This window comes from Streptomyces araujoniae (genome assembly GCF_050871195.1).
GTDB lineage: Bacteria > Actinomycetota > Actinomycetes > Streptomycetales > Streptomycetaceae > Streptomyces > Streptomyces bacillaris.
Map to the genome: position 1 here is coordinate 1,658,574 of NZ_CP194070.1, position 21,607 is coordinate 1,680,180.

Annotated in this window: 17 protein-coding genes; 6 read left to right on the plus strand and 11 right to left on the minus strand. The window is 71.7% G+C overall.

Going from position 1 to position 21,607, the window contains the following annotated elements; all coding sequences use genetic code 11:
- Positions 1-157: 157 nt before the first annotated feature.
- The 4 genes from ACQ9ZG_RS07075 to ACQ9ZG_RS07090 form a co-directional block, all read right to left on the minus strand.
- The gene (locus tag ACQ9ZG_RS07075) at positions 158-1,003 is read right to left on the minus strand and encodes an ABC transporter permease (RefSeq protein WP_028415639.1); all 846 of its coding nucleotides are present in this window, start codon (positions 1,001-1,003) and stop codon (positions 158-160) included.
- On the minus strand, positions 1,000-1,179 hold the full coding sequence (locus tag ACQ9ZG_RS07080; protein WP_499280129.1) for a hypothetical protein: 180 nt from the start codon (positions 1,177-1,179) through the stop codon (positions 1,000-1,002). Before ACQ9ZG_RS07080 ends, ACQ9ZG_RS07075 begins: the two co-directional genes overlap by 4 nt.
- Complete coding sequence (locus ACQ9ZG_RS07085) at positions 1,176-2,159, minus strand: ABC transporter ATP-binding protein (protein ID WP_499281580.1); 984 nt, start codon at positions 2,157-2,159, stop codon at positions 1,176-1,178. Before ACQ9ZG_RS07085 ends, ACQ9ZG_RS07080 begins: the two co-directional genes overlap by 4 nt.
- 257 nt (positions 2,160-2,416) lie before the next feature.
- Positions 2,417-3,661, minus strand: a complete 1,245-nt coding sequence (locus ACQ9ZG_RS07090) for an NYN domain-containing protein (RefSeq protein WP_415739384.1) — start codon at positions 3,659-3,661, stop codon at positions 2,417-2,419.
- Positions 3,662-3,963: 302 nt separating this feature from the next.
- Between ACQ9ZG_RS07090 and ACQ9ZG_RS07095 the strand changes: the two genes are divergently transcribed.
- Entirely contained in the window at positions 3,964-4,143 is a 180-nt protein-coding gene (locus tag ACQ9ZG_RS07095; protein ID WP_018486611.1) for a hypothetical protein, read from the plus strand.
- A gap of 124 nt (positions 4,144-4,267) precedes the next feature.
- Here the strand turns inward: ACQ9ZG_RS07095 and dnaE are convergent, their stop codons facing one another.
- Positions 4,268-7,804 carry a DNA polymerase III subunit alpha gene (dnaE, locus tag ACQ9ZG_RS07100; RefSeq protein WP_109915544.1) on the minus strand — a complete coding sequence of 1,179 codons (3,537 nt, stop codon included), beginning with the start codon at positions 7,802-7,804 and terminating at the stop codon, positions 4,268-4,270.
- A gap of 226 nt (positions 7,805-8,030) precedes the next feature.
- Between dnaE and ACQ9ZG_RS07105 the strand changes: the two genes are divergently transcribed.
- The 3 genes from ACQ9ZG_RS07105 to ACQ9ZG_RS07115 all read left to right on the plus strand — a co-directional run bounded on the left by ACQ9ZG_RS07105 (position 8,031) and on the right by ACQ9ZG_RS07115 (position 11,068).
- Complete coding sequence (locus ACQ9ZG_RS07105; protein ID WP_109915543.1) at positions 8,031-9,356, plus strand: DUF2252 domain-containing protein; 1,326 nt, start codon at positions 8,031-8,033, stop codon at positions 9,354-9,356.
- Between the two features lie 103 nt (positions 9,357-9,459).
- A complete protein-coding gene (locus ACQ9ZG_RS07110; RefSeq protein WP_499280131.1) occupies positions 9,460-10,188 on the plus strand; it encodes a hypothetical protein in 729 nt (242 codons plus the stop codon).
- A gap of 64 nt (positions 10,189-10,252) precedes the next feature.
- A complete protein-coding gene (locus ACQ9ZG_RS07115) occupies positions 10,253-11,068 on the plus strand; it encodes a DsbA family protein (RefSeq protein ID WP_018486615.1) in 816 nt (271 codons plus the stop codon).
- Between the two features lie 208 nt (positions 11,069-11,276).
- Here ACQ9ZG_RS07115 and ACQ9ZG_RS07120 read toward each other — a convergent pair whose 3' ends face one another.
- Positions 11,277-11,855, minus strand: coding sequence for a dienelactone hydrolase family protein (locus tag ACQ9ZG_RS07120; protein ID WP_028415632.1), 579 nt, complete (start codon positions 11,853-11,855; stop codon positions 11,277-11,279).
- A gap of 38 nt (positions 11,856-11,893) precedes the next feature.
- On the opposite strand from ACQ9ZG_RS07120, the gene ACQ9ZG_RS07125 reads away from it, so the two are divergent.
- Positions 11,894-13,045, plus strand: coding sequence for a mechanosensitive ion channel family protein (locus tag ACQ9ZG_RS07125; RefSeq protein WP_028415631.1), 1,152 nt, complete (start codon positions 11,894-11,896; stop codon positions 13,043-13,045).
- Between the two features lie 74 nt (positions 13,046-13,119).
- Here ACQ9ZG_RS07125 and ACQ9ZG_RS07130 read toward each other — a convergent pair whose 3' ends face one another.
- The 5 genes from ACQ9ZG_RS07130 to ACQ9ZG_RS07150 form a co-directional block, all read right to left on the minus strand.
- Positions 13,120-14,706 carry a Na+/H+ antiporter gene (locus ACQ9ZG_RS07130; protein WP_018486618.1) on the minus strand — a complete coding sequence of 529 codons (1,587 nt, stop codon included), beginning with the start codon at positions 14,704-14,706 and terminating at the stop codon, positions 13,120-13,122.
- A 164-nt stretch (positions 14,707-14,870) separates the two neighbouring features.
- Positions 14,871-15,359: a GNAT family N-acetyltransferase gene (locus tag ACQ9ZG_RS07135; protein WP_499280133.1), complete on the minus strand. Its 489-nt coding sequence runs from the start codon at positions 15,357-15,359 to the stop codon at positions 14,871-14,873.
- Positions 15,356-16,297: an RluA family pseudouridine synthase gene (locus tag ACQ9ZG_RS07140; protein ID WP_018486620.1), complete on the minus strand. Its 942-nt coding sequence runs from the start codon at positions 16,295-16,297 to the stop codon at positions 15,356-15,358. The genes ACQ9ZG_RS07135 and ACQ9ZG_RS07140 overlap by 4 nt, the downstream gene beginning before the upstream one ends.
- 43 nt (positions 16,298-16,340) lie before the next feature.
- Positions 16,341-16,931, minus strand: coding sequence for a signal peptidase II (gene lspA, locus ACQ9ZG_RS07145; protein ID WP_109917675.1), 591 nt, complete (start codon positions 16,929-16,931; stop codon positions 16,341-16,343).
- 57 nt (positions 16,932-16,988) lie between these two features.
- Complete coding sequence (locus tag ACQ9ZG_RS07150) at positions 16,989-17,804, minus strand: TraR/DksA family transcriptional regulator (RefSeq protein WP_028415628.1); 816 nt, start codon at positions 17,802-17,804, stop codon at positions 16,989-16,991.
- Between the two features lie 584 nt (positions 17,805-18,388).
- On the opposite strand from ACQ9ZG_RS07150, the gene ileS reads away from it, so the two are divergent.
- Positions 18,389-21,532 carry an isoleucine--tRNA ligase gene (ileS, locus tag ACQ9ZG_RS07155; RefSeq protein WP_109916452.1) on the plus strand — a complete coding sequence of 1,048 codons (3,144 nt, stop codon included), beginning with the start codon at positions 18,389-18,391 and terminating at the stop codon, positions 21,530-21,532.
- Positions 21,533-21,607: the final 75 nt, after the last annotated feature.

Sequence of the window (21,607 nt, forward strand, 5' to 3'; positions counted from 1 at the left end):
GCGGGCGGGTGCACGGCGGGCCACCGACGTACAGCGCGCCCTAGGGGGTGTCTTGCCGGTCACGCCGGGCTCGCGGGGTCCGGCACCGCACCCTGGTCCGGCCTGACCGGCAGAACACCCCCTCGGAGCACCCTCACACGCACCCGCGCCCGCCGCCCTACCGGACGGCCGCCCGCCGGTACGCCCAGGTGGCCACCGCCAGCGACAGCACCCCCACCGCCGCGCAGATCGCGAGGAAGAAGCCGATCAGCCCCCAGTCCGGAGCCGCGTCGAAGGAGCGGGCCAGCGCCTCGACGCCGTACGTGGAGGGCAGCAGGTCGCGCGCCCAGCCCACCGGCCCCGGCAGCCGGTCGGCCGGCAGCACTCCGAGGAGCAGGGCGGCGGACATCCCCAGCTGCCCCAGCAGGGTCGCCAGCTCGGGGCGCGGGGCCAGCAGCCCGAGGGCCGCGCCCAGACCGGCCAGCGCGGCGCCGGAGAGCGGGATGACGGCGACCAGGACCCAGAGATGGGTCATCGGCAGCTGGAAGAGCACACTGCCGGTGATCGCCGTGAAGACCGTGCCGGGCACGGTGAACGAGGCGTACGCGGCGGCCGCCCCCAGCACCACCGCGGCCGGCGGCACCGGCAGCGTGGCGTAGTGGTCGAGCCCGCCGCCCGCGCGGAGCTGGCCGAAGTACTGGGCGAGCAGGTTGAGCGCGACGAACGCCACCACCAGCACGCTGGAGCCGGCGACCACCGCACGCGCCTCGGCCCCGCCGTCCACGACCCCGCGCATCAGGACCATGATCCCGACGGACTGGAAGGTCGCCACGAAGAGCAGCGGGATCCGGGCGACCCGCGCCCGGGAGAGCTGGGCCCGGTAGACGGCGGCCAGCGAGGGCAGCAGCCGGGCCCGGGGGGCGAGCGGGGCGGGCACGGTCCGCGGGGCGGAGCCGGGGCCGGAGGGGCGGGGCTGCGGGCGGACGCGCGACGGTGCGGTCCGGGCCGGAATGATGCTGGTCACCTGAGGCCGCTCCCCTTACACCCGTCCAGTACATGCGCCGCGCCCACCACGTCCCGTACGTACACGTCCTGGACGTCCCGCGCGTACGGCCCGTCCGGTACGTCGTCCCGCACATCGCGTACGTACGGCGCCCGCGCGGCGTTCAGCGCCCGCGCCCCGCGTCCATGGATCCTCACGCCTTCACCAGCCCCTTGGTCGCATTGGCCGCGTCTCCCCCGAGCGCCAGGTACACATCTTCCAGGCTGGGTGTGGCCAGGGTGAAATCGTCGAGCGCGGCGAAGGCCGCGCCGCCCGTCACCGCGGCGACCGCGGCCCGGGCCTCGTCGGGGCCGAGCCGCAGCACCCAGCGCCGCCCGGACTCCTGGGCGAGCGGGCGCAGCGCGGCGACCTCCGGGACCTCCAGCGGGGCCCGCTCGCGCCACATCAGCTCGACGCGGACCTCGCCCGCCACCTTCTCCTTGAGCCCGGAGGGGGTGTCGCAGGCGATGACCCGGCCGCGCTCCAGGACGGCGACCCGGTCGAGGACGGTCTCGGCCTCGATGACGTTATGGGTGACCAGCAGGACGGTGGCGCCGCGCTCGGCCCGGCGGCGGTCGACGGCGGCCCAGACGGCCCGCCGGGCCACCGGGTCCATCCCGGTCGTGGGCTCGTCCAGGACCAGCACCGGCCGGTCCCCGACGAGCGTGGCGGCGAAGCAGGCGAGCCGGCGCTGACCGCCGGAGAGCTTCTTCAGCGGCCGCCCGGCCAGCTCGGTGAGGCCGAGTTCGTCCAGGACGGCGTCGCGTTCGGCACGCGCCTCGCGGACCTGGAGCCCGCGCAGCCGTCCGGTGGTCTCGGCGGCCAGGGAGACCGTCAGCTCGTCCAGGGCGGTGGACTCCTGCCCCAGATAGCCGATCAGCCGGGAAGCCCGCTCGGGGTGGCGTACGAGGTCGTGGCCGAGGACCTCGACGGAGCCGGAGTCGGGGCGCATCAGCCCGGTGAGCTGGCGGACCAGGGTGGACTTGCCGGCGCCGTTGGGGCCGAGCAGCCCGAAGATCTCGCCGCGCTCGACGTCGAGGCTGATCCCGTCGGTGGCCCGCACCTCGGGGGTGGCGGGGGTGCCACGGCGGCCCCGGGCGGCGGGATAGGTCTTGACGAGGTCACGCACCGCGCACACGGTGCCGGTGTCGCTCTGCGCCTGTGCTGTGCCCGTACTCACGAGGTACGAGGGTACGGGGTCACATGCCCCGGTACGCGTCCGGGGCCCCACGCGTCGCGCGGCCCGCGCACCCGCACGCTCGCGGCCCCCGCGCCCACCTGCCCCGGGCCTCCGGACGCGCCCGCCCGCGACCTGCGTACGGGCCTGCCCCCGGCTTCCGTGCGCGCCCGCCACCGGTCCCGCACACGGGCGTCCGGGTGCGGGGCGCCGCCCGGCTACTCCCCCGCCGGAACGTGCTCCGCCGCCGCGCGCACGTCGATCTCGCGCCAGAACCCCGCCCGGATCGCGTAGCGGTCGTGCTCGTCGATCTGGTCGTCCTTGTGGGCGAGGAGCCCGAAGCGGGCCGCGTACCGCAGGAGTTCGCCGTCGATGCGGTGCGGGATGCGCGGGTACATGGTGGACAGCTTCTGGAGGTGGACGGTCTCCGGGAGACGCTCCATCCAGCGGCGGGCGAAGACCTGGCCCACCTCGAAGGGGTCGCCGCCGACGGTGGTGATGTCCTCCTCCCGGTCCGCCCAGCGCTGCTCGGCGCTGGTCAGCTGGGCGAGGGTGGGCAGGGACGCGGTCTCGGCGGGCTCGCCGAGGGGGCCGCCGCGCTCGACCCACCCCTTGTCGGAGGACCACCGCAGGGTGGCGTTGGCGGGCTGGGCCGGCCGGTCGGGGTGGGCGTTGTGGGCGCGGAGCGCGGCCAGGTCCTTGGGGGTGGGGACGGCCTTGTGGCCGGGGGCGGGCGGGGCCGGGGCCGGGCCGGGCTCGGCGGGCTCGGCCGGTCCGGTGCGGGCGGCGGCGGCCTGGGCGGCCTCCGAGGCCCGCTCGGCGGAGGCGGCGAGGGCGGCCTCGGGCAGCGGCGCGGAGAGGATGGCGGCGATCTCGGGGCGGGGGGCGGGCGGCGGGGCGCAGCTGGGGCCGGTGTCCTTGGCGCGGACGGCCTTGGTGATCCAGGCCCGGTCGAGGACCCGCCGCTCGTCGGCCTCGGCCACCAGGTCCTCGGACTGGTTGTAGTCGCCGTCGGCGGCCTGGACGGCCCAGAGGTGGACGGCGACGCCGTGCTCCTTGGCGGACATGAGGCCGGGCAGCAGATCGCCGTCCCCGGTCACCAGGACCACGTCGGAGCAGGCCCGGTTCCTGGCCAGCTCGGTCAGCTCGGCGTGCATGGCGGCGTCCACGCCCTTCTGCGCCCAGCGTCCGTCGCTGCGGGTCAGGGCTCCCAGCCGTACGGTCACCCGGGGCATCACCCGGAGCCTGCGGTGCTCCGGCTGGGGCACCCGGTCGGGGGCGCCGTCGAACCAGTAGATCCGCAGCAGCGGCTGCTGGGTGTCGGCCTCGGCGCGCTCGCGCAGCCCGAGGATCAGGGCCGCGTGGTCGACGGTGATGCGGGACCGCGCGGGCTCCCCGGCCAGCAGACTCGCGGCTGCGCCCAGCAAGTAGCCGGCGTCCACCAGGACGACGCAACGGTCCACGCGTTCCACCCTCTTCCAGGGGTTCGGGAACGGTTCAGCGGCACCCGCCCCTCGATGACCGGGTCCGCTTACCCAGGGTTTCCTTCGAGTCTGCCCGACCGCGCAGGGGTTGACGGCCGGAACTGGATCATCGGCGTGGCGAATCGGGAAAGAGCTGGAAAAGGCCTCGTGGCGGGCGGCGGGAAGGGGCCCGCCGCGGATACCGCTACGCACGGTAATGATCCAACATGCACGGTTTGTGTGGCCATGTGAGTCTGACAACGGTCCTGGCCCCCCAGGATTCCCCACAGGAGGCATTCACCATGGCCAAGAACAAGAACCGCAAGCAGGGCAGCCAGCACGATCGCGCGTCCGCCTCGGAGCGTGGTGCCGAGCAGGCGAAGTCGACGGCGTACGAGTCGCAGACCCAGCCGCAGACGCAGGCCCAGGGCAGCCCGTCCGACGTGGCGCGCAAGCACCAGCGGCGCTTCGGTCACAACTGAAGTGCGCATATGACGCGCATGGACGACGCGCGCCACTGATGCGTCGGCCGCTCGCGGTCGTGATGCGAGAGGGGCGTCCCGCCGGTGCGGGACGCCCCTCTCGTCGTCGGGTGGCGGAGCTGGCTCAGCCGGCCAGGCAGGACGGGCCGAGCAGCACCTTCAGGTCGCCGAAGAGGGCCGGGTCGGGCTTGACCCGGTGGCGGTCGAGCCGGAGCACGGTGGTCTTGCGGGGGCCCTGGAGCCTGATGCGCACCTCGGTGTCGCCCCGGTGGTGGCTGAGCACCTCGCCGAGCCGGGTGACCATGGGCGGGGTGATCTTCACCGTGGGGATGGTGAGGACCACGGGTGCGTTGGTCCCGGCGTTGGAGATGTCGGGGACCTGCATCTCCATGGCGACCAGCCGGGGCACGTCCTCGCGCTTGTCGAGCCGTCCCTTGACGAAGACGACGGTGTCCTCGACGAGCTGGGTGGAGACCAGCTGGTAGGTGGCGGGGAAGAACATGCACTCGATGGAGCCCGCCAGGTCCTCCACGGTGGCGATGGCCCAGGCGTTGCCCTGCTTGGTCATCTTGCGCTGGAGGCCGGAGATGATGCCGCCGACGGTGACGACGGAGCCGTCGGAGTAGTCGCCGCCGGTGAGCTGGGAGATCGAGGCGTCGGCCTTGTCGGAGAGGACGTGCTCCAGACCGAAGAGCGGGTGGTCGGAGACGTACAGGCCGAGCATCTCCCGCTCCTGGGCGAGCAGGTAGGCCTTCTCCCACTCGATGTCGGAGAACTCCACGTCCAGGCCGAAGCCCGGCTCGCCGCTCTCCTCCTCGCCGCCGCCGAAGAGGTCGAACTGCCCCTCGGCCTCCTTGCGCTTGACCTGCACCACGTTGTCGATCATCTGCTCGTGGTGGGCGACCAGCCCCTTGCGGGTGTGGCCCATCTCGTCGAAGGCGCCGGCCTTGATCAGCGATTCGACGGTCCGCTTGTTGCAGACGATCGCCTCGACCTTGTCCAGGAAGTCGGGGAAGGAGCTGTACTTGCCCTTGGCCTTGCGGCAGCGGATGACCGAGTCCACGACGTTCTGGCCGACGTTGCGGACGGCGGTCAGGCCGAAGAGGATCACGTCGTCGCCCTGGGCGGCGAAGTTGGACAGCGACTCGTTGACGTTCGGCGGGAGCACCTTGATGCGCATGCGGCGGCACTCGTTGAGGTAGACCGCGGACTTGTCCTTGTCGTCCTTGACCGAGGTCAGCAGGGCGGCCATGTACTCGGCGGGGTAGTTCGCCTTGAGGTAGGCGGTCCAGTAGGTGACCAGGCCGTACGCCGAGGAGTGCGCCTTGTTGAACGCGTACCCGGCGAACGGCACCAGGACGTCCCAGAGCGCCTTGATCGCCTCGTCGGAGAAGCCCTTCTCGCGGGCGCCCTTCTCGAAGAGGACGAAGTTCTTCGCCAGCTCCTCGGGCTTCTTCTTGCCCATCACGCGGCGGAGGATGTCGGCCTCGCCGAGCGAGTACCCGGCGACGATCTGGGCGGCCTTCTGGACCTGCTCCTGGTAGACGATCAGGCCGTAGGTGAGGCCGAGGACCTCCTTGAGGGGCTCCTCCAGCTCCGGGTGGATCGGGGTGATCTCCTGGCGGCCGTTCTTGCGCTCCGCGTAGTTCGTGTGCGAGTTCATGCCCATCGGGCCCGGCCGGTAGAGGGCCGAGACGGCGGAGATGTCCTCGAAGTTGTCGGGCTGCATCTGGCGGAGCAGGGAGCGCATCGGCCCGCCGTCGAACTGGAAGACGCCCAGCGTGTCACCGCGGCAGAGCAGTTCGTACGTCTTGGGGTCGTCGAGCGGGAGGGAGAGCATCTCCAGGTCGATGCCCTTGTTGGACTTCACCATCTTGATGGCGTCGTCCATGATCGTCAGGTTGCGCAGACCGAGGAAGTCCATCTTCAGCAGGCCGAGCGACTCGCACTGCGGGTAGTCCCACTGCGTGATGGTGACGCCGTCGGTGTGCCGGACCCAGACCGGGGCGTGGTCGACGATCGGTTCGCTGGACATGATGACGCCAGCGGCGTGCACGCCCATCTGCCGGACCAGGCCCTCGACGCCCCTGGCGGTGTCGATGACCTTCTTGACGTCCGGCTCGTTCTCGTACATCCCCCGGATCTCGCCCGCCTCGCTGTAGCGCGGGTGCTTGGGGTTGGTGATGCCGTCGAGGTCGATGCCCTTGCCGAGGACGTCGGCGGGCATCGCCTTGGTGAGGCGGTCGCCCATGGCGTACGGGTAGCCCAGCACGCGGGCCGAGTCCTTGATGGCGTTCTTCGCCTTGATCTTGCCGTAGGTGCCGATCATGGCGACCTTGTCGGCGCCGTACTTCTCGGTCACGTACCGGATCACCTCGACGCGCCGGCGCTCGTCGAAGTCGATGTCGACATCGGGCATGGAGACGCGCTCGGGGTTGAGGAACCGCTCGAAGATCAGCCCGTGCTCGATCGGGTCGAGGTCGGTGATGCCCATCGCGTACGCCACGATCGAGCCGGCCGCCGAGCCACGGCCGGGGCCCACCGCGATGCCGTTGTTCTTGGCCCACATGATGAAGTCGGCGACGACCAGGAAGTACCCCGGGAACCCCATCTGGATGATGATGTCCATCTCGTACTCGACCTGCTTCTGCCGGTCGTCGGGGACGCCGTTCGGGAAACGGCGGGCCATGCCGGTCCGGACCTCCTCCTGGAACCAGGTGATCTCCGTGAAGCCGTCCGGGATCTCGAACTTCGGCATGAGGTTCTTCGCCTCGAACATGCCGGTGGTGTCGATCTGCTGGGCGACCAGGAGGGTGTTGGCGCACCCCTGCTGCCAGGCGTCGGAGGAGTCGACGGCGTACATCTCGTCCGTCGTCTTCAGGTAGTAGCCGGTGCCGTCGAAGCGGAAGCGGTCCGGGTCGGAGAGGTTCTTGCCGGTCTGGATGCAGAGCAGGGCGTCGTGGGCAGTGGCCTCGTGGGCGTACGTGTAGTGGGAGTCGTTGGTGACCAGCGGCGGGATGCCGAGCTTCTTGCCGATCTCCAGCAGCCCGTCGCGGACCCGGCGCTCGATCTCGATGCCGTGGTCCATCAGCTCCAGGAAGTACCGGCCCTCGCCGAAGATGTCCTTGTAGTCGGAGGCCGCCTGGACCGCCTCGTCGAACTGGCCGAGCCGCAGCCGGGTCTGGACCTCGCCCGAGGGGCAGCCGGTGGAGGCGATGAGCCCCTCGGACCACTGGGAGATGGTCTCCTTGTCCATGCGGGGCCACTTCTGGAGCCAGCCCTCGGCGTACGCGTCCGAGGAGAGCCGGAAGAGGTTGTGCAGCCCGGTCTTGTTCGCCGCCCAGATCGTCTTGTGGGTGTAACCACCGGAACCGGACACGTCGTCGCGCTTCTGGTGCGGCTGTCCCCACTGCACCTTGCGCTTGTGCTTGCGCGACTCGGGGGCGACGTACGCCTCGATGCCGATGATCGGTGTGACGTCCGCCTTCTTGGCCGAGTGGAAGAAGTCGTAGGCCCCGTGCAGGTTGCCGTGGTCGGTCATCGCGATGTGCGTCATGCCCATCTCGTTGGCCGCCTCGAACATGTCCTTGAGCCGCGCCGCACCGTCCAGCAGCGAGTACTGGGTGTGCACGTGCAGGTGCGTGAAGGGCGGCTTGGTCACGGCGTCGGGCCTCCGGGAAGTCGGGCGATGACGGACGGGGGGACAGCGTGGAAGTCTACGACGTGACGGACTCGGACGACGGGCACTCCTCACGCGCGACGGCGGGCACTCCCGGCTCTCCCCGAGCGTTGGAGAGGGCAGGACGGGTGTCCCTTTTGTCATGCCCTCAGTCAGGCGGACCGGGTTCCCGGGCAGCCACGCCAACAACAGCAGGAGGCAGCAAGCGATGTCGGAAACGCAGACCGGCGCAGCGCAGCGCGGGGAGCAGATTCTCGCCGTTCTCGACACCGCCTTCGGGGAGCTGCTGGCCGCCGATCCGGCCGCCTTCCGGGTCAAGTTCCGCAGGATGGCGGGCTCGGCCTTCGCCTTCTACCGGGGCTCGGCCTGCCTCTTCTACACCGACCTGGAGCGCGAGCAGCGCGGCGGCCCGTATCTGGACGAGCGCACGGGCCGGGTCTGGATCCACGGCGATCTCCACGCGGAGAACTTCGGCACCTACATGGACGCCAACGGCCGCCTCGTCTTCAACGTCAACGATTTCGACGAGGCGTACGTGGGCCCCTTCACCTGGGACCTGAAGCGGTTCGCCGCCTCCCTGGCGCTGATCGGGTACGCCAAGGCGCTGAGCGACGAGCAGATCACCGACCTGGTCCGGGTCTTCGCCGCGGCCTACCGGGAGCGGATCCACGCGCTGGCGACGGGCGCGAAGAACGACGAGGTGCCGCCCTTCACCCTGGACACGGCCCAGGGCCCGCTGCTGGACGCGCTGCGGGCCGCCCGCTCGCTGACCCGGTTCTCGCTGCTGGACTCGATGACGGTGATCCGGGACTTCGAACGCCGGTTCGCGGACGGCGGCGGCGCGATCGACCTGGACGCCGCGACGCGCTACAAGGTGCTGGCCGCCTTCGACGGCTATCTGGAGACGCTGCCGGAGGCGAGCCTGGCCCGCCCCGACTCCTACCGGGTCAAGGACGTGGTGGGCCGGCGGGGCATCGGCATCGGATCGGCCGGGCTGCCCTCGTACAACATCCTCCTGGAGGGCAACAGCGACGCCCTGGAGAACGACGTGGTGATCTACCTCAAGCAGGCGCAGACCCCGGCGGTCTCCCGGCACGTCACGGACGCCGCCGTGCGGGACTACTTCCAGCACGAGGGGCACCGCACGGTGATCTCGCAGCGCGCGCTCCAGGCCCACGCGGACCCGTGGCTGGGCTGGACCGAGCTGGACGGCGCGGGCCAGCTGGTCGCGGAGGTCTCGCCGTACGCGGTCGATCTGGACTGGTCCGAGATCGACGAGGTGGAGGAGATCGCGGCGGTCGTGGCGGACCTGGGCCGGGCCACGGCCACGATGCACGCGGCGGCGGACGACGAGAGCGGCCACTCGCTGGTGCCGTTCTCCACCGAGCGGGCGATCGACGCGGCCATCGCGGCGGACGAGGAGGGGTTCGGGGAGCTGCTGGTCGATTTCGCCCACAGCTACGGGGCGCGGGCCCGCGCGGACCACCAGATCTTCGTGGACCTCTTCCGCAACGGCCGGATCCCGGGGCTGTGACGTCCGGGGGCCGTCGCGTCCCGGTGGTGTGATCATCCCCGGGATGTGACTCTCAGCGCCTTTTAAGACCCGCTTACCTCACCACATGACACACTTTCCGGCGATGGAGATTTCAGGGACGCAGTTCAGGGTGGCGCGCGCGGCGCTTTTCGCCGCGCTCGTCGTCACCCTGTCCACGGCGTCCCATGTGCTGCTCTCCGGGGTCCCGCTGCCGCTGGTCGCGGTCGGGCTGCTCGGGGTCGCCGTCTTCGCCCTGGCGTACGCGCTGGCCGGACGGGAGCGCGGCTTCGGGGCCATCGCGGGGCTGCTCGTCCCGCTGGAGCTGGCGGCCGACACGTTCTTCACCGCCGGCCAGCACCTCTGCTACGGGGCGGCCGGCGGGCCCATCGCGGGCCCGCTGCGCTCGGTGGGCTTCGACGTGCTCTGCGGGGGCGGCGAGGTCGGGGCGACCGGGGCCGGGCTCGCGGGCGTCGGCGCGGTGGGCACCCCGCTCGCCGGGGTGACCGGTGCGGGCGACCGGGCCGCCGCCCTGCTGGCGCAGCCCGGACCCGCCGTGCCGTGGCTGCTGCTCGCCGCCCATGTGGCCGTCGGGCTGCTCGCCGCCGCCTGGCTGCGGCGCGGCGAGGCGGCGCTGGCGGGGCTGCTGCGCACGGCGGCCCTGGTGGCGTTCCGCCCGCTGCTCACCGCGGTCGCCGTGGTGCGCGGGGCGGTCACGACCACCCTCGGGCTCCCCCGGGCGACCGGGCGCGCGCACGCGCTCTCCCCGGCCCGCTTCCTCGTGCACTCCGTGGGGCGGAGGGGCCCGCCGCCCACCGCGTACGCCGCCGCCTGAGGGCGGGACGGCCGACGCCGGGCAGCACCCTTCCACTCCCCACGCACCGCATGGAGACATCATCATGAGCAAGCGCAACACCCAGGCGAACAAGGCAGCGGCCCGTGAGCGGCTGCGCGCCGAGCGCGAGGCCCAGGCCAAGAAGGACAAGACGCGCAAGCAGCTCGTCGTGGCCGTCTCGGTGGTCGCGGCCATCGCCGTCGTCGGCGGCATCAGCTACGGCGTGATGCAGCTGAACAAGCCGTCCGCCTGGGAGGCCGCCGCCGACGCGAAGAACGTCAGCGCGCCGAAGAACACCTCCGGCGAGAACGGCACCGAGGTGGTGATCGGCAAGTCCGACGCCAAGAAGACCCTGGAGCTGTACGAGGACTCCCGCTGCCCGGTCTGCGCCACGTTCGAGCAGGGCGTCGGCGAGACGATCTCGAAGGACGTCGAGGCGGGCAAGTACAAGGTCAAGTACGTCGGCGCGACCTTCATCGACAACACCGACAACGGTGAGGGCTCCAAAAACGCCCTGAGCGCGCTCGGCGCCGCGCTGGACGTGAGCCCCGAGGCGTTCATGGAGTACAAGGCCGCGCTGTACTCGGCGAAGTTCCACCCGGAGGAGCGCGAGGACAAGTTCGCCAAGGACAGCTACCTGATCGAGGTCGCGGACTCGGTGGACGCGCTGAAGGGCAACAAGGCCTTCCAGAAGGACGTCGAGGACGGCACGTACGACGCCTGGGCGATGAAGATGTCCGGGGCGTTCGACAAGAGCGGGGTGCAGGGCACGCCGACGCTGAAGATGGACGGCAAGAAGGTCACCAGCGAGGGCAGCGACAACGCCCCGATGACGGCGACCGACTTCACGGCGGCGGTGGACAAGGCCCTGAAGGGCTGACGCCTCCCCCAGGCGGCCGGGCGGCCCCGGCAGCCGGCCGGGTCGCCGGCAGTCGGGCGGCCCCGGCGGACCCGACCCGGCCCCGACCGGCGGGCCGACTCCCGGCGACGGCTTCCCGACGGGCGGGCGAACTTCCTCTGTTCGCCCGCCCGTTCGCCGTACGCGCCCGTAGCCGGACCCGGCGCTCCGCCCGGTCCGCCGAGGAGTTCTAGAGGGTGGCCAGGAAGCCGAGTGCGACCTTCCAGGTCTGCTCGGCGGCGGCCTGGTCGTAGTCGTGGAGGTCGGGGTCGGTGAAGAGGTGGCCGGCCCCGGGGTAGCGGTAGATCTCCACGTCCGCGCCGGTGCGCTGCATCTGGAGGTACCAGCTGTTGAGCCAGTCGTGGGACTCGAAGGGGTCCGGGTCCGCCACGTGCAGCTGGACCGGCAGCTCCTCCACCGTCGCGTTCTCCGCGATGTCCGAGGTGCCGTGGAAGAGCAGGAGCCCGCGCGCCTTCGCGTCCCCGAGGGCCAGGGTCTGCGCGGTGGCCGCGCCGAGGGAGAACCCGGCGTAGACGAGCCCCTGGTCGGAGTAGGGCGCGGCGGCCAGCACGGCCCGCCTGAGCAGCTCCTCCTTGCCGACCTCCTCCTTGAAGGCCATGCCCTCCTCCACCGTGTCGAAGGTGTGCCCCTCGAACAGATCGGGCACGCGCACCTCGTGGCCGGCGTCCCTGAGACGGGCGGCCGCGGCGTGCACGGCGGGCGTGAGCCCGTAGGTCGAGTGGAAGAGCATGATGTTCATGAGGCCCATGGTGCCAGTTGTGCCCCAAGGCTTGGAGGATCGAAGCGATGGAGAACGTGCTGCGCCCGCTGATCGTCGTCGGCGGTGCCGTGGTGATCACGCTGCTGGTCGGCTGGGCGGTCGACCGGCTGCTGCGCCGGGCCGACAGCCGCCACCACGAGACCCCGCTCTGGGGGCTGCTGCGGCGCTGCCGGCCACCGTTGCAGGTGGTGCTCATCACGGCGCTGCTGCGCGGCAGCTACCGCCAGTCCGGCATCGCCTGGGTGTGGGAGCACCGGGTCGGGATCGGCCAGGCGCTCTCGCTGGTGCTGATCGGTGCCACGGCGTGGCTGGTGGTCCGGGTGGCCGCGACGGTCGTCGAGTCCAGCTACGCGCGGTACGCCACGGCCACCCGCGATCCGGCCCGGGTGCGCCGGGTCCGTACGCAGGTGACGCTGATCCAGCGGGTGGTGATAGCGGTGGTGACGGTCGTCGCCATCGCCGCGATGCTGCTGACGCTCCCGCCGATGCGTGCGGTCGGCACGTCGATGCTGGCCTCGGCCGGTGTGGTCGGCATCGTCGCCGGTGTGGCCGCGCAGTCGACGCTCGGCAACCTCTTCGCGGGGCTCCAGATCGCCTTCGGGGACATGGTCCGCATCGGCGACACCGTGGTGGTGGACGGTGAGTGGGGCACGGTCGAGGAGATCACCCTGACGTTCCTGGCGGTACGGACGTGGGACGAGCGGCGGATCACGATGCCGGTCTCGTACTTCACGAGCAAGCCGTTCGAGAACTGGTCGCGCGGCGGGGTCCAGATGACCGGCACGGTCTTCTTCCACCTGGACCACGCGGCTCCGGTGGCCGCGATGCGCAAGAAGCTGCGGGACATCCTCGGTGACATCGCCGCGTGGGACGGCCGCGACTGGTCGCTCGCGGTCACCGACACCACCCCGACGACGATCCAGGTGCGGGCGGTGGTGACGGCGAAGGACGCGAACGACATCTGGACCGTGCGGTGCGCGGTGCGCGAGCAGCTGGTGGGCTGGCTGCGGGACAACCACCCGTACGCGCTGCCGCGGGTGGCCACCTCCCCGGGCGTGCTGCCGCCGGGCGAGCAGTGGGCGGAGCTGACGGGCGCGGGCCCCCGGCCCTCCCGCAACGGCACCGGCCCCGACCGCGACGTGGAGGATTCCAGGGCACCGCGGACGGGGCGCGGCTGAGGGACCCGTGCGCCCGGGGGCGCGAGCGGCGCGGCTACGGCGGAAGGCCGGCCCCTTGCCGTACGCCCCCGGGTTCAGCGCAGCGAGCGGAAGTCCAGCTGGCGCAGCACCCGGTCGACGATCTCCGGGTCGGAGCCGGGTTCGTTGCGGGCGGCGAGCACCTCGTGGCGGGCGGCCGACATCATCTCGCGCTGGATCCGGCTGACCGCCTTGAACCGCTCGGCGCGCTTCGCGTACGCCTCGCGCCGCTCCTCGTCGACGATCTCCGGGTTGATCCGGGCGCCGATGTCGTACGCGGCCTTCTGGAGCCGCTCCACGACCTCGTCCGGGAACTCCTCGACCTCCTGGATCTCCTTGAGCCGGTGCTTGGCGGCCTTGGCGGCGCGCAGGGCGAGATCCCGCTCCAGGGCCTCCTCGGCGGCGGCGTCGGCGCGCACCCGGAGCTTGCGGACCAGCCAGGGCAGGGTGAGCCCCTGGAAGACGAGGGTGGCCATGATCACGCAGAAGGCGATGAAGATGATCTCGTCGCGGCCGGGGAAGGGCTGTCCGTCGTCGGTCTCCAGCGGGATGGCGAGCGCCAGCGCGACGGAGGCCACCCCGCGCATCCCGGCCCACCACATGACGACGGTCTCCCGCCAGCCGGTCGGGATCTCCTCGCTGACGTCCCGCCGGGTGTGCAGCTGCTTGGCGAGCCAGGTGGCGGGGAGCAGCCAGGCCAGCCGGACGCCGACGACGACCGCGACGATCACGAGCCCCCAGCCGAGCATCTGCCACTCCCGCCCGCCGGAGGTGCCGAAGACGTTGTGCAGCTCCAGGCCGATCAGCCCGAAGGCCACACCGGTGACCAGGGTGTCGACGATCTCCCAGAAGGTACGTCCGGTGAGCCGGCCCAGCACGTCGTCGGCGTCGGCGGTGTGCTCGGCGAGGTAGAGCGCGACGGTGAGGACGGCGAGCACGCCGGAGCCCATCAGCTCCTCCGCCAGGACGTAGGCGACGAACGGCACGAGGAGGCTCAGGCCGACCTGGAGGGTGGCGTCGCCGAGCATCCCCATGAGCTTGATGGTGAGCCAGCCGAGCGCGAGGCCGACGGCGATGGCGACCACGGCGGAGAGGATCAGCTGCCCGAACGCCTCGGGCACCGAGAAGGTGCCGCTCACCGCCGCCGCGATGGCCACGTGGTACAGCACGATGGCCGTGACGTCGTTGAAGAGCCCTTCGCCCTCCAGGATCGACACCAGTCGGCGGGGCAGTCCGACCGAGCCCGCGACGGCGGTGGCGGCGACCGGGTCGGGCGGGGCGACCAGCGCGCCCAGGGCGACGGCGGCGGCGATGGGCAGGCCGGGGACGATCGAGTTGGCGACGGCGGCGACAGCGGCCGTGGTGACGAAGACCAGGGCTACGGCGAGCAGGAAGATCGGCCGTTTGTTGGCGGCGAACTGGCGCCAGGAGGTGCGCTGCACCGAGGCGTAGAGCAGCGGCGGCAGCAGGGCCGGGAGGATGATCTCGGGCGGGATGTCGACGTTCGGCACGAAGGGCGCGAAGGCCATCGCGACCCCGACGAGCGTCATGAGGACCGGTGCGGGCAGCCCCAGCCGGGCGCCGAGCGGCACCGTGACCAGGGCTCCGAGCAGCAGCAGGAGCAGCAGGGTCATCTGTTCCACGGGAGGTGCCTTCCGGAGCGTACGGTTCCGGGCCGCTCACCGTGTCCTCCAGGACACCCCCGGGGTGAACGGCCGTCAGGAAGCCCGGCCGGATCACCGGCCGGGCGGGCCTCCACCCTGCCACGCGGCACGCACCAGGCGGCCGAGACCCCCCGTGGGCGGGGTCAGGCTGCGCCGATCTCCCGGCGCATCGCCCGGTGCGGGATGCCCGCGTCCGGGAACTCGGGGCCGTACGCGACGTAGCCGAGGCGTTCGTAGAAGCCGAGGGCGTGGGTCTGGGCGTGCAGGTCGACGGCGGTCAGGCCGAGCCGGGCCGCCTCCTCCTCGATGGCCCGTACAAGGGCGGCGCCGACCCCGAGGCCGCGCGCCTGCCGGGTGACCGCGAGCCGGCCGAGGGAGCCGGCGGTGAGGTCGCCGCCGGTCTTGGCCGCCGCGACCTCGCCGTGCAGCAGCCGCCCCGTGCCGAGCGCGGTACCGTCCGGGGCGACAGCAAGCACGTGCACGGCGGTCGCGTCGTAGGCGTCGTACTCGATCTCCTCGGGCACGTCCTGCTCACCGACGAAGACGTCCTTGCGGACCTGGAAGCAGGCGGCGAGGTCGCTCTCCTCGACGGCCCTGCGGGTGGTGTACGAGGTGGAGGCGGCGGCGGTCACTGGCTCTCCGCGGAAATGGTGTCGAGGGCGTGCCGGAGGTCGGCCGGGTAGTCGCTGGAGAACTCCACCCAGGAGCCGTCGGCCGGGTGCTCGAAGCCCAGGCGGACCGCGTGGAGCCACTGCCGGGTGAGCCCGAGCCGCTTGGCCAGGGTCGGGTCGGCGCCGTACGTCAGGTCGCCGACGCAGGGGTGGCGGTGGGCGGACATGTGGACCCGGATCTGGTGCGTGCGGCCGGTCTCCAGCTTGATGTCCAGGAGGCTGGCGGCGCGGTAGGCCTCGATCAGGTCGTAGTGGGTCACCGACGGCTTGCCCTCGGCGGTGACGGCCCACTTGTAGTCGTGGTTGGGATGGCGCCCGATGGGGGCGTCGATGGTGCCGCTCATCGGGTCCGGGTGGCCCTGGACGAGCGCGTGGTACTTCTTCTCGACGACCCGGTCGCGGAACTGGGCCTTCAGCAGGGTGTAGGCGCGCTCGGACTTGGCGACGACCATCAGGCCGGAGGTGCCGACGTCGAGGCGGTGCACGATGCCCTGGCGCTCGGCGGCGCCGGAGGTCGAGATCCGGTACCCGGCTGCGGCGAGACCGCCGATGACGGTGGTGCCGGTCCAGCCGGGGCTGGGGTGGGCCGCGACGCCGACCGGCTTCACGATGACCACGATGTCGTCGTCGTCGTGGACGATCTCCATGCCCTCGACGGGCTCGGCGACGATCTGCACCGGGGCGGGCGCGCCCGGCATCTCGACCTCCAGCCAGGCGCCGCCGTGCACGCGCTCGGACTTGCCGGCCACCGAACCGTCCACCTGGACCTTCCCGGCGGCGGCCAGCTCGGCGGCCTTGGTGCGGGAGAAACCGAACATACGGGCGATGGCGGCGTCGACACGCTCGCCCTCCAGGCCGTCCGGTACGGGCAGGGTGCGGATCTCGGGGTGCGTACTCACCAGTCGAGTATGCCTTGCGCGCCGCGCTGCCCGCGCAGCCCGGTCAGTCCTTGTGGACGGTCCCGTCGGGGTCCAGCCCCTTGAAGGAGAGGATCACGATGAGGATGCCGCCGCAGACGATGGCGGAGTCCGCGAGGTTGAAGACGGCGAAGTGCTTGGGGGCGATGAAGTCGACCACCGCCCCTTCGAACACGCCGGGCGCCCGGAAGATCCGGTCGGTGAGGTTGCCGAGCGCCCCGCCCAGGAGCAGTCCCAGGGCGATGGCCCAGGGCAGGCTGTAGAGCTTGCGGGCCAGCCGGATGACCACCACGATCACCCCGGCCGCGATGATCGTGAAGATCACCGTGAACGCCTCGCCGAACCCGAACGCGGCCCCAGGGTTGCGCAGCGCCCGGAACTGCAGCCAGTCACCGATGATGTCGATCGGCGGCTGGTGCTCCAGCTTGGCGACCACGATCAGCTTGGAGACCAGGTCCAGCAGATAGGCGACGATCGCGACGGCGACGAGCGCCAGGATCTTGCGCTTGCCCACACCCGCGTTCGCGGCGGCGTCGGCGGCCGTGGAGCCGCCGCCGTCCGCGCGCTCGGTCTCGGGATCTTCCGGCGTACCGATGATGCGCTCCGCCTCTGCCACGTGAGTCCCTCAACCTAGGTGCCTGACTGAGGAGAGGGTACGACACACCTGTACGGGTCAGCCGCGCCGCTCCTGCTTCTGCTTGTCCTCGACACAGAGGGTGGCGCGGGGAAACGCCTGCATCCGCGCCTTGCCGATCGGTTTGCCGCAGACCTCGCAGAGCCCGTACGTCCCCGCCTCCAGCCGCGCGAGGGCCCGCTCGGTCTGCTCCAGCATCTCCTGGGCGTTGGCGGCGAGCGCCAGCTCGTGCTCACGGGTGATGTTCTTGGTGCCGGTGTCGGCCTCGTCGTCACCGGCACCGTCGCCGGAGTCCCGCATCAGCCCGGCGAGCGCGGCGCCCGAGGTCTCCAGCTCGTCGCGGAGCCGGGTGATCTCGCCGGTCAGCAGCGTCCGGGCCTCGGTGACCTCCTCGGGCGTCCAGGGGTCCTCCCCGGGCCGTACCGCCAGCTCGCCGGGGGCGGCGGCCTCGACGACCCCCCGGGCCGGCGGCACGGCGGCCGCCTCGTCCGGACCGGCCGCGGGACTCGCGCTCTTCTTGGCTACCACCGTGTGGGCTCCCGTCTCCTCGGCGGCCGCAGCCGCCCCCGTGGCCGTCGGTCCGGCCGTCTTCGCAGCCTTCTTGGCCGCGCTCTTCTTCGCGGGGCTCTTCCTGGCAGCGGTCTTCTTCGCCGCCTTCTTCGCCGGCGCCTTCCCGGTGGCGGTCTTCTTCGCCGCCGCCTTCTTCGCCGTCTTCCCGGCGGCCTTCTTCGCCGCCGTCCTCGTCGTGGGCGCGTCCGTCCCGGTCACACCCGTCCCGGACGGGGTCCCGGCCGGTGGCTTCCCGTCGGCCTTCTGCCCGGCCGCGGTCTCTTCCGCCGTCTTCTTCGCCACCATGGCCGCGGCCCCTTCACATATTGTGATCTTGCTCGCGAATCGTGCTGGGACGATAAATCGGCCCCAGCCCCGCGGCAACGGGGCACGCCGCCCATTCCGCCCCTCCCCCTGCCCGGTCGTGGCGCGCCTGCAACCGTTGTTCCCAGCTCCCCGCCCGGTAATCCGCCTCGGGGGCACCCCGGAACGCCCCCGTACCGACGCGGAGAACTCCGTCCGCCCCCGACTGGCCATTCGGGTCACGCCCGGGGCCGGGGTAAACCGGTCGGCCGTCGGCCGTACGGGCCCGTACACTGGGCGCAGCGAGAGGCGTGGATGGGACGAGTAGCGTCGTACGCAGCCAGCAGCGACCCGGGGACGGTGGGAGCCCGGGGGCGAGCGCGTCGTGAAGATCACCCCGGAGCCGCCGGAAGAAAGCCTCGGTCCCTGGGCACGCCCCGGGCCCCCGGCCACTAGACCCGGCGTCGCGACCCCAATGAGGGGGCCACGGGCACACGCCCGCGGCCAAGGAGGGTGGTACCGCGGGAGCCCCGTCGCTCTCGTCCCTCCGACGGAAGTGGAAGACGTCCGCCGGAGGAAGCCCGCACATGACATCGCCGCAGTACCGCCAGGTACCCGCCCAGGTCGACCTGCCCGCGCTGGAGCACGCCGTGCTCGACTTCTGGCGCGAGAACAAGGTCTTCGCCAAGAGCCTCGACCAGTCCGAGGGCCGCCCGGAGTGGGTCTTCTACGAGGGCCCGCCCACCGCCAACGGCATGCCCGGCGCGCACCACATCGAGGCCCGCGTCTTCAAGGACGTCTTCCCCCGCTTCCGCACCATGCAGGGCTACCACGTGGGCCGGAAGGCCGGCTGGGACTGCCACGGCCTGCCGGTCGAGCTGGCCGTCGAGAAGGAGCTGGGCTTCAACGGCAAGAAGGACATCGAGGCGTTCGGCATCGCCGAGTTCAACGCCAAGTGCCGTGAGTCGGTGACCCGGCACACCGACGCCTTCGCCGAGCTCACGACCCGTATGGGGTACTGGGTCGACCTGGACGACGCGTACCGCACGATGGACCCGGAGTACGTGGACTCCGTGTGGTGGTCGCTGAAGGAGATCTTCAACAAGGACCTGCTGGTCCAGGACCACCGGGTCGCCCCCTGGTGCCCGCGCTGCGGCACCGGCCTCTCCGACCACGAGCTGGCGCAGGGGTACGAGACGGTCGTCGACCCCTCCGTCTTCGTCCGCTTCCCCCTCACCTCCGGCCCGCTGGCCGGCGAGGCGGCTCTCCTGGTCTGGACGACCACCCCCTGGACCCTGGTCTCCAACACGGCGGTCGCCGCGCACCCCGAGGTCCGCTACGTCGTCGCGACGGACGGCGAGGAGAAGCTCGTCGTCGCCGAACCGCTGGTGGAGAAGGCGCTCGGCGAGGGCTGGGAGGTGACCGGCCAGTCGTTCACCGGCGCCGAGATGGAGCGCTGGACCTACGAACGCCCCTTCACCCTGGTCGACTTCCCGGCCGAGGCGCACTACGTCGTCAACGCCGAGTACGTCACCACCGAGGACGGTACGGGTCTGGTCCACCAGTCCCCCGCGTTCGGCGCCGACGACCTCGTGGTCTGCCGCTCCTACGGCCTCCCGGTGGTCAACCCGGTCCGCCCCGACGGCACGTTCGAGGAGGACCTGCCCCTGGTCGGCGGCGTCTTCTTCAAGAAGGCCGACGAGGCGCTCACCGCGGACCTGGACGCGCGCGGCAAGCTCTTCCGCCACGTCCCGTACGAGCACAGCTACCCGCACTGCTGGCGCTGCCACACGGCGCTGCTCTACTACGCGCAGCCGTCGTGGTACATCCGCACGACGGCCATCAAGGACCGCCTGCTCCAGGAGAACGAGAAGACCAACTGGTTCCCGGACTCGGTCAAGAACGGCCGCTTCGGCGACTGGCTGACCAACAACGTCGACTGGGCGCTCTCCCGCAACCGCTACTGGGGCACGCCGCTGCCGATCTGGCGCTGCGAGGACGGCCACCTGACGTGCGTGGGATCACGGGCGGAGCTGACGGAGCTCACCGGCACCGACCAGTCGCCCCTCGACCCCCACCGCCCCTTCATCGACGAGATCACATTCACCTGCACGCACGAGAACTGCCAGCTGGAGGCGTACCGCGTCCCGGAGGTCATCGACGCCTGGTACGACTCGGGTTCGATGCCGTTCGCGCAGTGGGGCTACCCCTACAAGAACAAGGAAGTCTTCGAGAACCGCTACCCGGCGCAGTTCATCTCGGAGGCCATCGACCAGACCCGCGGCTGGTTCTACACGCTGATGGCGGTCGGCACGCTGGTCTTCGACAAGTCGTCCTACGAGAACGTGGTCTGCCTCGGCCACATCCTCGCCGAGGACGGCCGCAAGATGTCCAAGCACCTGGGCAACATCCTCCAGCCGATCCCGCTGATGGACCAGCACGGGGCGGACGCCGTCCGCTGGTTCATGGCGGCCGGCGGCTCCCCCTGGGCGGCCCGCCGGGTGGGCCACGGCACGATCCAGGAGGTGGTCCGCAAGACGCTCCTGACGTACTGGAACACCGTCGCGTTCCAGGCCCTGTACGCCCGCACGTGCGGCTGGGCCCCCTCCGAGGCCGACCCGGCCCCGGCGGACCGCACGGTGCTGGACCGCTGGCTGCTGAGCGAACTCAACACGCTGGTCGAGCAGATGACGGTCGCGATGGAGGGGTACGACACCCAGCGCGCCGGCAAGCTGCTCTCGGCGTTCGTGGACGACCTCTCCAACTGGTACGTACGCCGCTCGCGCCGCCGCTTCTGGCAGGGCGACAAGGCGGCCCTGCGCACGCTGCACGAGGTGGTCGAGACGGTGACGCGCCTGATGGCGCCGCTGGTCCCGTTCATCACGGAGCGGGTCTGGCAGGACCTGATCACGCCGGTGACGCCGGACGCCCCGGAGTCGGTGCACCTGTCGTCGTGGCCCAAGGCGGAGGCTTCGGCGATCGACCCCGCCCTCTCCTCCCGGATGGCGCTGGTGCGCCGCCTGGTGGAGCTGGGCCGGGCGACGCGGGCGGAGTCGGGCGTGAAGACGCGCCAGCCCCTGTCGCGGGCGCTGGTGGCGGCGAACGGCTTCGAGTCCCTCTCTCCCGAGCTGCGCGCGCAGATCACGGAGGAGCTGAACGTCACCTCGCTGGCCACGCTCTCGGAGGTCGGCGGCTCGCTGGTCGACACGACGGCGAAGGCCAACTTCCGGGCGCTGGGCAAGCGGTTCGGCAAGGGCGTCCAGGCGGTGGCCAAGGCGGTCGCGAACGCGGACGCGGCGGCGCTCTCCCTCGCCCTGCGCGAGGGTACGGCGACGGTGGAGGTGGAGGGCGAGCAGATCACGCTCTCCCCCGACGAGGTGATCATCACGGAGACCCCGCGCGAGGGCTGGTCGGTCGCGTCGGACTCGGGCGCGACGGTGGCCCTGGACCTGGAGATCACTCCCGAGCTGCGGCGCGCGGGCCTGGCCCGTGACGCGATCCGCCTGATCCAGGAGGCCCGCAAGAACAGCGGCCTGGACGTGGCGGACCGCATCGCCGTCCGCTGGACGACGACGTCCGAGGCCACCCAGGAGGCCCTCACGGAGCACGCCCCCCTGATCTCGGACGAGGTCCTGGCGGTGGAGTACGCGGAGGGTGTGGCGGACGACACGTACGGCGCCCCCTTCGAGGACGAGGGCCTGTCCCTGACCTTCCGCCTCCGCAAGCGGTAGGTCCGTACGACGGAGGGCCCGGCCGGAACGTATCCGGCCGGGCCCTCCGTCGTATCCCCTCAGGGGCTCCGCCCC

What these genes read in the sequence shown, in the direction of transcription:
- ACQ9ZG_RS07095 (WP_018486611.1), top strand. Translation starts at nt 3,964, where the DNA reads ATGGCCAAGAACAAGAACCGCAAGCAGGGCAGCCAGCACGATCGCGCG.
- ACQ9ZG_RS07105 (WP_109915543.1), top strand. Translation starts at nt 8,031, where the DNA reads ATGTCGGAAACGCAGACCGGCGCAGCGCAGCGCGGGGAGCAGATTCTC.
- ACQ9ZG_RS07110 (WP_499280131.1), top strand. Translation starts at nt 9,460, where the DNA reads ATGGAGATTTCAGGGACGCAGTTCAGGGTGGCGCGCGCGGCGCTTTTC.
- ACQ9ZG_RS07115 (WP_018486615.1), top strand. Translation starts at nt 10,253, where the DNA reads ATGAGCAAGCGCAACACCCAGGCGAACAAGGCAGCGGCCCGTGAGCGG.
- ACQ9ZG_RS07120 (WP_028415632.1), bottom strand. Translation starts at nt 11,855, where the DNA reads ATGGGCCTCATGAACATCATGCTCTTCCACTCGACCTACGGGCTCACG.
- ACQ9ZG_RS07125 (WP_028415631.1), top strand. Translation starts at nt 11,894, where the DNA reads ATGGAGAACGTGCTGCGCCCGCTGATCGTCGTCGGCGGTGCCGTGGTG.
- ACQ9ZG_RS07150 (WP_028415628.1), bottom strand. Translation starts at nt 17,804, where the DNA reads ATGGTGGCGAAGAAGACGGCGGAAGAGACCGCGGCCGGGCAGAAGGCC.
- ileS (WP_109916452.1), top strand. Translation starts at nt 18,389, where the DNA reads ATGACATCGCCGCAGTACCGCCAGGTACCCGCCCAGGTCGACCTGCCC.